The sequence below is a fragment of the Mycolicibacterium septicum DSM 44393 genome (genome assembly GCF_000455325.1).
In the GTDB taxonomy this organism is placed as follows: Bacteria; Actinomycetota; Actinomycetes; order Mycobacteriales; family Mycobacteriaceae; genus Mycobacterium; species Mycobacterium septicum.
The window spans coordinates 3634833-3646068 of record NZ_HG322951.1 but is presented as its reverse complement, the minus strand read 5'-3'; the positions used below and the strand labels follow the sequence as shown (position 1 = coordinate 3646068).

Genomic DNA, 11236 nt, shown 5'->3' with positions numbered 1-11236 from the left:
GGTTCAGCGAGCCGGTTTCGGGCAGGACGGGTGCGTACCGGCGGTGACCAGGTCGGCGACCGCGCTGCGGGGATCCCCGCTGGTCACCAGGCCCTCACCGACCAACACGGCATCGGCACCCGCGCCGGCGTAGGCCAGCAGGTCAGCGGTTCCACGGACTCCGGACTCCGCGACACGGATGACATTGCTGGGCAGCCCTGGAGCGATGCGCGCGAAGCAGTCGCGGTCGACTTCCAGCGTCTTGAGGTCGCGAGCGTTGACACCGATCACCTTGGCCCCGGCCTGCAACGCCCGGTCGGCCTCCTCTTCGGTGTGCACCTCCACAAGTGCCGTCATCCCAAGGGATTCCGTGCGCTCCAACAGTGATTCCAGGACCGGCTGCTCGAGCGCCGCCACGATCAGCAGCAACAGGTCGGCACCATGCGCCCGAGCCTCATGGATCTGGTACGGCTTGACGATAAAGTCCTTGCGCAGCACCGGAATCGACACCGCAGCCCGCACCGCGTCCAGGTCGTCGAGTGAGCCGTTGAACCTGCGCTGCTCGGTGAGCACGCTGATGATCCGCGCGCCGCCGGCCTCGTAAGCCCGCGCCAGCTGAGCCGGGTCGGCAATATTGGCCAGCTCGCCCCGGGACGGGCTCGCCCGCTTCACCTCGGCGATCACCGCAATTCCCGGTTCCTTCAACGCAGCCATCACGTTGAGCGGCGGAGGTGCGTCCTGGGCCCGCGCCTTGATATCAGCCAAGCTGATAACGGCCTCGCGGGCGGCAACGTCGGCGCGGACTCCCTCGATAATGGAGTCGAGCACTGTGGCCGAACTCATCGCCCGTCGGTTCCTTTCTGGTGCCTCCGGGCCGGTCCCGGTTGCCCTCCCTGGAAGGGTAGCCGCCGCCACACCTTCACCATTCACCGGCCCTTATTGTCCGGATCGCCGCCGTCACCGGTCGGATCCTGTCCCTCGTCCAGCGCGTCCCAGAGCATTCGCTCCGACATCGGCTCCCCGCTGTCGTCACCCTTGACGGCCTCCCGTCGGGCCGCCGGTGCCGCGTAGCGCCCCGCAATGCCGCGCTTGGCACTGTTGGCCGAGCGCATGAGCATCACCGCACCGGCCAGCGCACACACCGCGGCGATCAGGGTCAGCACTGCGCCGCTGTAGGAACGACTGGTCCCGGTCAGCTGCGCGAGCGGAATGACTGCCAGGTCAGCGGCCCGGACCGCGACATCCTTGATCACCCACAGGCTGATCGCCAGGTACCCCATGCCCGCACTGGCCACGGCGATCAGCAGGGCCAGCAACCGCAGCGGCCAGCCGTGCACAGCCAGCGCCGCGACCGCTGCCGCCAGCACCAGCAACGCCAGCGGGATCAACGCCGTGGACCAGGACGCACCCGTCAGCGTGGTGGTCTTGGGCTGGCCCAGCCCGTCGAACGAGTTCACCTGGACCCAGGTCATCCGCGACGCGACCCACAGCACCACGGCCGAGACGACGAACAGCGCCTGCGCCGCCCGCGTCACGGCTCGGCCAAGGTGTCGGCGGCGGCGATGGCGTTGAGCACGGCTTTGGCCTTGTTTGCCGATTCGTTGTACTCGTAGGGACCGTTGGAATCGGCCACGACTCCCCCGCCGGCCTGCACATAGGCGGTGCCGTCGCGCATCAGCGCGGTTCGGATGGCGATCGCGAAGTCGGCGTTGCCCGCGAAGTCGAGGTAGCCCAGTACCCCGCCGTAGAGGCCCCGCCTGGTCTTTTCGACCTCCTCGATCAGCTCCATGGCCCGGACCTTGGGCGCCCCCGACAGGGTGCCCGCCGGGAAACACGCAGTCACCGCGTCCAGCGCGGTCTTTCCCTCGGCCAGCTCGCCGGTCACCGTGGAGACCAGGTGCATGACGTGGCTGTAGCGCTCGATGTGGCTGTAGTCCTCGACCCGCACGGTGCCCGGGCGGCACACCCGCCCCAGGTCGTTGCGGCCGAGGTCGACCAGCATCAGGTGCTCGGCGCGTTCCTTCTCGTCGGCCAGCAGCTCCTTTTCCAGCAGCACATCTTCTTCCTCGGTGCTGCCACGCCACCGGGTTCCCGCGATCGGGTGGGTGGTGGCCCGGCCATCTTTGACCGTGACCAGCGCCTCGGGGCTGGAGCCGACCACCGAGAAGTCGAGCCCGCCATCGGCATCGGGGACGTTGAGCAGGTACATGTACGGGCTGGGGTTGGTCACCCGCAGCATCCGGTAGACGTCGATCGGGTCGGCGGCGGTGTCCATCTCGAATCGCTGCGACGGCACCACCTGGAAGGCCTCGCCGGCCTCGATATCGCCGACCAGCTTCTCCACGATCGCCGTGTACTCCTCCACCGTGCGCTGCGCGCGGTGGTTGGGCGCGGGTCGGCTGAATGTGGCGACCGTCGACGGCAGCGGCTGGCCGAGGGCCGCGGTCATCACATCCAGCCGGGCCACCGCATCGTCATACGCCTCGTCGACGCGCTCGTCGGTGCCGTTCCAGTTCACCGCGTTGGCGATCAGGGTGATGGTGCCCTCGTGGTGGTCGACGGCGGCGATGTCGGTGGCCAGCAGCAGCACCATGTCGGGCAGTCCGAGATCGTCGACCGCCAGCTCCGGGAGCCGTTCCAGGCGGCGCACCATGTCGTAGGCGAAGTACCCCACCAACCCCGACGACAGCGGCGGCAGGTCCGGCACCGCCTCGGTCTGCAGCACTTCGAGGGTGGCTCGCAATGCGGCCAACGGCTCACCGCCGCTGGGGGCATCCTTGGGGGCGGTCCCCAGCCATACCGCTTCGTCGTCGCGAACCGTCAGCGCCGACGGGGCGCCGGCACCGATGAACGACCAACGCGACCACGAGCGACCGTTCTCGGCCGATTCCAGCAGGAACGTGCCCGGACGGTTGGCGGCGAGCTTGCGGTACGCCGACAACGGCGTCTCGCTGTCGGCCAGCACCTTGCGGGTCACCGGGACGACCCGGTGCTCGGCGGCCAGCGCGCGGAAATCCTCCCGCGACGTGGTGACCGCAAGCGATGAGCCGGCGCCCGAGGATCCCGGAGCGTGGGTGGCTGTGGTTTGCACGGAAACAATTCTCCCAGATCGGCGCCACGGTCCTGCCATGCAGACGGCGTAGCGTAGCCAGCCATGACACAGATCAGCACGGGCGACACCGTTCCCGAGTTCGAACTGCCGGATCAAACCGGCACGATTCGCAGTCTGACGAGCTTGCTCGCCGACGGCCCGGTGGTGCTGTTCTTCTATCCGGCGGCGATGACCCCGGGGTGCACCAAGGAGGCCTGTCACTTCCGGGATCTGGCAGCGGAGTTCGCCGCCGCCGGGGCGAGCCGGGTCGGTATCAGTACCGACCCGGTCGCCAAGCAGGCCAAGTTCGCCGACATCCAGAACTTCGACTACCCGTTGCTGTCGGACGCCGACGGCAAGGTGGCCACCCAGTTCGGGGTCAAACGTGGCCTGCTCGGCAAGCTCATGCCGGTCAAGCGGACCACGTTCGTCATCGACACCGATCGCACCGTGCTCGGGGTGATCTCCAGTGAGATCAGCATGGACACCCATGCCGACAAGGCGCTGGAGCTGCTCAGGGCGCGTTGACCGCCCGCAGCACCGCCGCCATCGACGCGGCGAGCACCGAATCGCTGCGGCCGCAGGCCCAGCCGGTGCGACCGTCCGACCTGTATTCCAGGTAGCTGACGGCGGTGCTGCCGATCGATTGTTGGGTCAGGCTCAACACCTCGATCGGACGGCCGATCTCCTCGAGCGCGGCCCGCAGCGCGTCCACCGGTCCGATGCCGCGATGGCTGCTGGATGCGGTGCGCCCGTCGAACATCAAGGTGAGGTCGGTGACCGCGGCCGCACCGTCGCCGCCGGTGCGCCAGTCCTTGAGCTGCACCGGGCCGGACGGGTCGAGGTAGGTCGCCTCGAACAGATCGAAGAGTTCGCCAGCGGTGACCTCGGCACCGCTTTCGTCGGTGTGCGCCTGGACGTGGCGGGCGAAGTCGATCTGCAACCGGCGCGGCAGTTCCAACCCGTGGTCGGCGGCCAGCAGGTAGGCGATGCCGCCCTTGCCGGATTGCGAATTCACCCGGATCACCGCGTCGTAGGTGCGGCCGATATCGGCCGGGTCGATCGGCAGATACGGTACCCGCCAATCGATTTCGTTTTCAGGTCGGCCGGTGGCCCTGGCGCGGAGGCGATGTTCGGCGAAGCCCTTCTTGATCGCATCCTGGTGTGTCCCGGAGAACGCCGTGTGCACCATGTCCCCCACATAGGGATGGCGCTCGTGGATGGGCATGCGGGTGCAATGACTGACCGTCCGCGCGATCTCGTCGATGTCGGAGAAGTCGATCATCGGATCCACGCCCTGGGCATGCAGATTCAATGCCAGGGTGGCGATGTCGACATTGCCGGTGCGTTCACCGTTGCCGAAGACGCAGCCCTCCACCCGCTGTGCACCGGCGAGTACCGCCAGCTCGGCGCAGGCGATGCCGGTGCCCCGGTCGTTGTGTGGATGCACCGACAGGATGACGCTGTCGCGACGAGACACGTTGCGGTGCATGTACTCGATCTGGTCGGCGTACACATTCGGGGTGGCGATCTCGACGGTGGCCGGCAGGTTGAGGATGACCGGACGATCCGGGGTCGCCTGCCACAGCCCGGTCACCGCGTCGCACAACTCGAGCACGTAGTCGGGCTCGGTGAGGTTGAACACCTCCGGGGAGAATTCGAATCGGGCATTCGGCATGCCTTCGGTGAGTTCGAGAACGTCACGCGCACCCGCAAGGATCAGGTCCCGCAGTTCGGTGCGGTCCTTGCCCAGCACGGTGTCGCGCCAGGTGGGCGCGGTGGCGGTGTACATGTGGATGACGACGTCGTTGCCGATGCCGCGGACCGAGTCCACAGTTCGCTCGATCAGGTCGCGGCGCGCCGGCACGAACACCACGATGGTGACGTCCGGCGGGGCGATGTCGGATTCGGCGAGCAGCCGGACGAAGTCGAAGTCGGTCTGGGACGCCGAGGGATAACCGACCTCGATCTCCTTGTAGCCCATGGCCACCAGCAGTTCGAAGAAGCGGCGTTTGCGGGCAGGGTCCATCGGCTCGGCCAGTGCCTGGTTGCCGTCGCGCAGATCCACCGGCACCCACAGCGGCGCGGCGTGGATCCGGGCTGTCGGCCAATCTCGCTGCACCAGAGGGACTTCGACGCGGTCATAGGCGGAGGCGTAGCGACGTGACGGCATCTGGGAGTGACGCTGCCGGTTCCAGGCCGGCGCGTTCGCCGGGATGTCTCCGGCAGGGGTGTCGATGGTGGGAAAAACAGAAGTGGTCATGAGGGCGCTTTCGGTCGGATGGGAGGTTCGACCGGCGCGACACAGCCCCACGGCAGGGGGCCGGTCGATTCAGGCCCCGCCGCGGCGGCTAAGGAGCAGGACGCGCGTCATGATGAGTAGACTATACACAACTCCTCAGACAAGTAGACAGGTTGTGATGACGTCCCAAGTTCAGCGTCACCCGCTGGCGGCCCAGACCGCCCAGCTTCTCCTGACGCGCATCCGCCAGGGTGAATGGCCGCTGGGCCATCGGCTTCCCGGCGAGACCACACTGGCCGCCCAGCTCGGTGTCGGCCGCTCCACCCTGCGCGAAGCGATCCGCGAACTGTCCGGCAAGGGCGTGCTGGAGAGCCGCCAGGGCGCCGGGGTCTTCGTGACCGCACTGGACGCCACCGAGGACTGGGACACCGTGCTGCGCCGCGCCACCATCGTGTCGGTGATAGAGGCGCGTATCGCCATCGAAGCCGAGGCCGCCGCCCTGGCCGCCGCCCGGCGTACCCCCGCCGACCTACGAGCGATCCGTCGCACCCTGGCCGCCCGCGGTGTGGTGGGACAGTCGGTACCCGATCACGTCGACGCGGACATGGCGTTTCACCGCACGGTGATCGCCGCGGCCCACAACGAGGTGCTGATCCAGTTGTTCGACGCGTTCCTCCCCCGGCTGCGGCTGGCGATGATCGACATGCTCAAGATCCGCCCGATCGCCTCCGAACCCTGCGATCACGACCTGCACCAGCAGCTGGCCGACGCGATCGTCGCCCGCGATCCCGAGGCCGCCGCGGCCGCCAGCAGAACCCATTTGAGCTCATTGAAGGAGAATTTCGCATGACCCCGGTCCTCGACATCACCGATGTGACCTTTCGCCGTGACGGCAAGCAGATCATCGACGGCATCTCACTGACCGTGCAGTCCGGTGAGCACTGGGCACTCTTGGGACCCAATGGCGCCGGCAAGAGCACACTGCTCGGTTTCTGCGCGGCCGTGACGTTTCCGACGTCGGGGACCGTGCAGGTGCTCGGCGGCCAGATGGGCCGTACCGACCTGGCCGTGCTGCGCCGCTCCATCGGTCACGTCAATCCCCGGCACCGCCTGCAGTACCCGCTGACCGTGCGCGAGGTGGTGCTCACCGGCATCACCGCCACCATCGACATCGCAGCACACTGGACCCCCACCGCCGAGCAGGTGCGCCGGGCCGAGGAGCTCATCGACACCGTGGGGCTGTCGGCCCGTGCCGACGCGATCTGGCCGACGTTGTCCCAGGGCGAGCGCGGCCGCACCTTGATCGCGCGGGCACTGATCGCCGACCCGCGGCTGTTGCTGCTGGACGAACCGACCACCGGCCTGGACGTGGCGGCCCGCGAGCAGCTGCTGGAAACGCTTGACACCCTGGATGACTCACATCCCGACATGGCCTCGATCCTGGTCACCCACCACCTCGAGGAACTGCCCACCAGCACCACGCACGCCCTGCTGATCGCGCAGGGCCGCACGGTGGCCAGCGGCCCGGCCCACGACGTCGTCAACACCGAGCACGTCAGCGAAGCGTTCGCCCATCCCGTGGTGGTCGGGTTCCAGGACGGCAGATGGAGCGCGCGAGCCAAGGCCAGCTCGAGGGTGCTGTAGCTCTTCAGCGAGTGTGACGCAGAGGTCGTTCGCGACGCGAATCTGCGACCTCTGCGTTGATTTCGACGATTCCGTCAGCCGTCGGCGGCAGCATTGCGCCGGCGGCGCGCCTCACGGTGCCGGGTCACCGGTGTGGTGTCGATGACGCGGTTGACCATGGTTGCCAGGAACCGCGACGGTTGCAACGCGGGCGGGACAACGTCGTGCCGGATCGCGATGTCGGGCAGCGCCGCCAGTGCCTCGTCGACGGCCGCCGTGGCGACATCGACGATCTCGAACAGCGCGTCCGGCTCGGCCTTTTCGACACTGTCGACTTCCTCGTCGGCGGTCTCGCTGACCTCGACGTCGTAATCGATCATCACCAGCGCCACCGCGTGATACGCGTCGTCCTCGGTGCCGAGCTTGCCCAGCAGGTCGATGAGCCACTCGGCCTTGTCCGGTTCGGTGCTCAGGATCGTCGAGCGCAGGCCGTAGACGAATCCGAGCGCCGACAGCGGGTGGCGCAGCCGCAGATTCTTGGCGTCGCCGTAGCTTTCCTCGACCCGGTTGGCGGCGTTCTTGCCGAAGCTGGAATCCATCCGTTTGGTGCTGATCAGCAATTCCGGACCGGTGTCCCAGTCCGACATCACCACGTCGACCTGTTTCATGTAGTGCTTGCCCAGCACGCTGGCGCTCGACGCGGCGACGCCTTTCATCGACCGCTTCAGCCGTTGCTCGATGAGGTGCCGTTCTTTTTGCGGCAGCGCCTCAAGCAGGCTGGCGATGGCGCTGGGCATGATCCGCGGATCTGTCGCCCTGGGCCACACCGCATCCGGATCGAAACCGGCGCGCCGCAACTCATAGGCCAACCACACGTCCAGAGCCAGCGCCGGAACCCCGGTCGTCGACGGCGCATCGAGGAACAACGGCACCCCGAGCAGCTTGCGCAGCACCCGGAAATCCGGAACGAAGCTCAACTCGCCGGCCACCCGCACCCAGGGGTTGGTGTGCACGCCGTCGGGTGCCGCGTCGGCCACGATCCGGTCGAAGATGGCCCACGCGGTGGCCTTGGTCGACGGTTCAGCGGGCACGCCGAGACCTTACCGTCCGGCGTGTCGCCAATGAATCGCGCGCGGTCCGAACGGGTTCCAGGGCGATTCGGGTCGCCAGCCCCAACGCGTCGTCGACGATGCGGGTCGCCTCGAGCAGCCGGCCCCGCTCCAGCAGCGATCCGATCCGCCGGCGGACCGCCCGCAGCTGGTCGGCTCGGGCCGCCACCAGATCCGGTGACGGGACCAGCCACCGGTCGGCCTCGCGGGGTTCGATCTTCAGGATGCCGCCGCCGTAGGAGCGGCCGACGATCTCGGCGTGCAGCACCGTCACCGAGTTCAGCGCGGCCAGCCCGAGCAGGTCGCGGCCCAGTGTCCGCACCTCGTCGCGCAGGTAGACGCCGTGCACCGAGTTGAGGTGATGCGCCTTGGCCCGGTTGGTGACCAGCCGCGGGGTGTCGGCGTTCATACAGGTCAGCAGCAGGTCAGCCGGATTCACCAGGGGCACCAGGTACCAGGGCCGGCGCACCCGGCACTTGTAGGCCAGATGCACCCCGGCGGCGTGACCGGCGTCGATGTAGCGCTGCGCGGTAGCAGATGGCGTCCCGGTCGGACGGAATAAGTGGATCGACCGACCGTCCTCCCCCAACTTGGCCAACTGCTCGGCGGACAGGGTGAGGCCGCGCAGATGGGCGCTGCCGGGCGGCGATAACGGCAGCAGGTCGGAGGGCCGCAGCCCGAGTTCATGCACCCGTTCCGGGGACAGTGCGAAGAAGCTGTTGTTGCCGGTCACCATGCCCAGCGTGGTGTCGCCCCAGGTCTCCAGCAAGGAGAAGTGCCCGGCGTCGTGCAGACCGTGGATCGCGTCCACCGGCGCGTTACCGATCAGGCCGCTGACCCATTTGTCTGCAGGATCGCGCGGTGACCAACGCCGTTGGGCGAGTTCAGATGTCAGCGAGGACGCATTGCGAGCGCGGTGGATGACAGCGTGACTTGTTGGGCCGCCCCCATAGCCGTCGGCGAGGAGCAGCACCACGTCCGCTTCCGCCTCGGGGAACACCTGCTCGTCGAACATCACCAGCTCGACGTTCGCGAAGCGGTCGAACAAGAACTTCCGCACCGCAGCGGCGTAGTTCACGCTGAGCAGCTCGGCGGGCAGTACCAGCGCCAGCCGGCCTCCCGGCCGCAGGAACAACGCGGCGTGCACGGTGAACGCCGCCCAACTCGATGCCAGCCCCGACAGCGTGACCCCGGCCTTGAGCGCGGCCCGGCGCGACTGCGCCCGGGTCGCGCCCCGGAACTCCTGATAGCGGATGTAGGGCGGGTTGCCGATCACCGCGCTGTATTCGGCGCGCGGCTCGACCGTGAAGAAGTCGGCTGTCCTGATGCGGGCCGTGCCGCCCGCGGCGGCGACGCGCTTGCGGGCAGTGGCCGCACTGGCCGCGTGAAGTTCCACCCCGTCGACCCTCGGCTGGGCAACACCCAATTCGACCAGTCGGGTAACCGCCTCGACCACGAAAGCGGCCTCTCCGGCCGCGGGCTCGAAGACCTCGTCATCGGCCGACCGGATTGCCCACCGGGTCAGGTAACGCGTGATCTCGGGTGGGGTGAAGAACGCACCGCGCGCTTTGCGGCTCGCGGCGGTGTCAGTCACCCCGCAATTGTTGCCGATGACACCGACAACTTCGGACACCGCAACGCGGTGCGGCAGCTTCGACCATCACCGAGACTGCAGCCAGGGACAAAAACCTGCCTGGTTCTGTCCCTGAGTACCGTCTCGATGAACCTACGGCTCAGGTGCCAGCAACTGATCCGCGTCGAAGCAGGTGTGCGCGCCGGTGTGGCAGGCAGCACCGGTCTGATCGACCTCCAGCAACACGGTGTCCCCGTCGCAGTCCAGGCGAACCGAGTGCACATACTGGGTGTGGCCCGACGTCAGGCCCTTGACCCACTGCTCGCCGCGCGAGCGCGAAAAGTACGTGGCTTCACGGGTTTCCAGGGTGCGGGCCAGTGCGTCGTCGTCCATCCAGGCGACCATCAGCACCTGACCGGTCCCCCGCTCCTGCGCCACGGCGCTGAACAGCCCATCGGCGTTGCGCTTCAAGCGTGCCGCGATCGCCGGGTCGAGAGCGCTCATCGGACGATGATCCCTTCGGCCGCCATCGCGGCCTTCACCTGGCCGATGGTCATCTCCCCGAAGTGGAAGACGCTGGCGGCCAGCACCGCATCCGCGCCCGCCTGCACGGCAGGAGCGAAATCGGCCACCGCACCGGCGCCACCGCTGGCGATCACCGGGACATGCACCGCGGCGCGGACCGCGCGCAGCATCGGCAGGTCGAATCCGGCCTTGGTGCCGTCACGGTCCATCGAGTTCAGCAGGATCTCGCCCACCCCGAGTTCGGCGCCCCGGGCGGCCCACTCGATCGCGTCGATTCCGGTGCCGCGGCGCCCGCCGTGGGTGGTGACCTCCCACCCCGACGGGGTGGGCTGCTCACCGGCCGGCACGGTGCGGGCATCCACGCTGAGCACGATGCACTGCGAACCGAACTGGCGGGCCACCTCGGCCAGCAGTTCGGGCCGGGCGATCGCGGCGGTGTTGACCGACACCTTGTCGGCGCCGGCACGAAGCAGCACGTCGACATCCTCGACCGCGCGCACGCCGCCACCGACGGTCAGCGGGATGAACACCTGCTCGGCGGTGCGCTTGACCACCTCGAGCATGGTGGCCCGGCCCGACGAGGAGGCGGTCACGTCGAGGAAGGTCAACTCGTCGGCACCCTCGGCGTCGTAGACGGCCGCCAATTCGACGGGATCGCCCGCGTCGCGCAGGTTCTCGAAGTTGACCCCCTTGACCACCCGGCCGGCGTCGACGTCGAGGCACGGGATGACCCTCGTTGCCACGTCACTGATGGTGCTCACAGGTAGTCCTCCGGATTGCCAGCGGATTTCACGATTTCCAGCATGCGTTCGTGCACGCCGGGCGCGGCGGCCAGCGCCGACTTGGACTCGGCCGTCCACGGGTCGCCGGCCAGGTCCGTCACGATGCCCCCGGCGGCCCGGACCAGCGCCACGCCGGCGGCATGGTCCCAGATGTGGTGCCCGAAACTGATGGCCCCGCCCAGGATCCCGGCGGCCACATAGGCGAGGTCCACCCCGGTGGCGCCGTGCATCCGCACGCGCGAGCACACGCGGCTCAGGTTGGACAGCACCTCGACCCGGTAGCGGCCGGGGAACCGGCCGCGGGAATCGATG

12 protein-coding genes are annotated in these 11236 nt (G+C 68.3%); 3 read left to right on the top strand and 9 right to left on the bottom strand.

Going from position 1 to position 11236, the window contains the following annotated elements; translation table 11 throughout:
• Window positions 1-3 precede the first annotated feature (3 nt).
• The 3 genes from trpC to TX88_RS17230 form a co-directional block, all read right to left on the bottom strand.
• The gene (trpC, locus tag TX88_RS17240) at window positions 4-822 is read right to left on the bottom strand and encodes an indole-3-glycerol phosphate synthase TrpC (protein WP_044518457.1); all 819 of its coding nucleotides are present in this window, start codon (window positions 820-822) and stop codon (window positions 4-6) included.
• An 83-nt stretch (window positions 823-905) separates the two neighbouring features.
• Window positions 906-1514, bottom strand: coding sequence for a TIGR02234 family membrane protein (locus TX88_RS17235; protein WP_044518455.1), 609 nt, complete (start codon window positions 1512-1514; stop codon window positions 906-908).
• Window positions 1511-3070 (bottom strand): anthranilate synthase component I, encoded by a 1560-nt coding sequence (locus TX88_RS17230; protein ID WP_044518454.1) that lies wholly within the window; start codon window positions 3068-3070, stop codon window positions 1511-1513. The genes TX88_RS17235 and TX88_RS17230 overlap by 4 nt, the downstream gene beginning before the upstream one ends.
• 63 nt (window positions 3071-3133) lie before the next feature.
• Between TX88_RS17230 and TX88_RS17225 the strand changes: the two genes are divergently transcribed.
• A complete protein-coding gene (locus tag TX88_RS17225) occupies window positions 3134-3598 on the top strand; it encodes a peroxiredoxin (protein ID WP_044518452.1) in 465 nt (154 codons plus the stop codon).
• Here TX88_RS17225 and TX88_RS17220 read toward each other — a convergent pair.
• The gene (locus TX88_RS17220; protein ID WP_084621928.1) at window positions 3585-5333 is read right to left on the bottom strand and encodes a 2-isopropylmalate synthase; all 1749 of its coding nucleotides are present in this window, start codon (window positions 5331-5333) and stop codon (window positions 3585-3587) included. The two genes, TX88_RS17225 and TX88_RS17220, sit on opposite strands and share 14 nt — an antisense overlap.
• Before the next feature lie 157 nt (window positions 5334-5490).
• Between TX88_RS17220 and TX88_RS17215 the strand changes: the two genes are divergently transcribed.
• Together TX88_RS17215 and TX88_RS17210 are read left to right on the top strand one after the other, a co-directional pair.
• On the top strand, window positions 5491-6162 hold the full coding sequence (locus TX88_RS17215) for a FadR/GntR family transcriptional regulator (RefSeq protein ID WP_044518451.1): 672 nt from the start codon (window positions 5491-5493) through the stop codon (window positions 6160-6162).
• Window positions 6159-6956, top strand: coding sequence for an ABC transporter ATP-binding protein (locus tag TX88_RS17210; RefSeq protein ID WP_044518449.1), 798 nt, complete (start codon window positions 6159-6161; stop codon window positions 6954-6956). The genes TX88_RS17215 and TX88_RS17210 overlap by 4 nt, the downstream gene beginning before the upstream one ends.
• A gap of 74 nt (window positions 6957-7030) precedes the next feature.
• Here TX88_RS17210 and TX88_RS17205 read toward each other — a convergent pair whose 3' ends face one another.
• The 5 genes from TX88_RS17205 to TX88_RS35165 all read right to left on the bottom strand — a co-directional run.
• Complete coding sequence (locus tag TX88_RS17205; RefSeq protein WP_044518447.1) at window positions 7031-8026, bottom strand: hypothetical protein; 996 nt, start codon at window positions 8024-8026, stop codon at window positions 7031-7033.
• Window positions 8016-9638 carry an N-6 DNA methylase gene (locus tag TX88_RS17200; RefSeq protein WP_244438440.1) on the bottom strand — a complete coding sequence of 541 codons (1623 nt, stop codon included), beginning with the start codon at window positions 9636-9638 and terminating at the stop codon, window positions 8016-8018. Before TX88_RS17200 ends, TX88_RS17205 begins: the two co-directional genes overlap by 11 nt.
• Window positions 9639-9770: 132 nt before the next feature.
• A complete protein-coding gene (gene hisI / locus TX88_RS17195; protein ID WP_044518444.1) occupies window positions 9771-10121 on the bottom strand; it encodes a phosphoribosyl-AMP cyclohydrolase in 351 nt (116 codons plus the stop codon).
• Window positions 10118-10903, bottom strand: coding sequence for an imidazole glycerol phosphate synthase subunit HisF (gene hisF / locus TX88_RS17190; protein WP_044518442.1), 786 nt, complete (start codon window positions 10901-10903; stop codon window positions 10118-10120). The genes hisI and hisF overlap by 4 nt, the downstream gene beginning before the upstream one ends.
• Window positions 10900-11236: inositol monophosphatase family protein (locus TX88_RS35165; RefSeq protein ID WP_044518440.1), on the bottom strand; the 337-nt coding region annotated here is incomplete at its 5' end. The genes hisF and TX88_RS35165, both read right to left, overlap by 4 nt.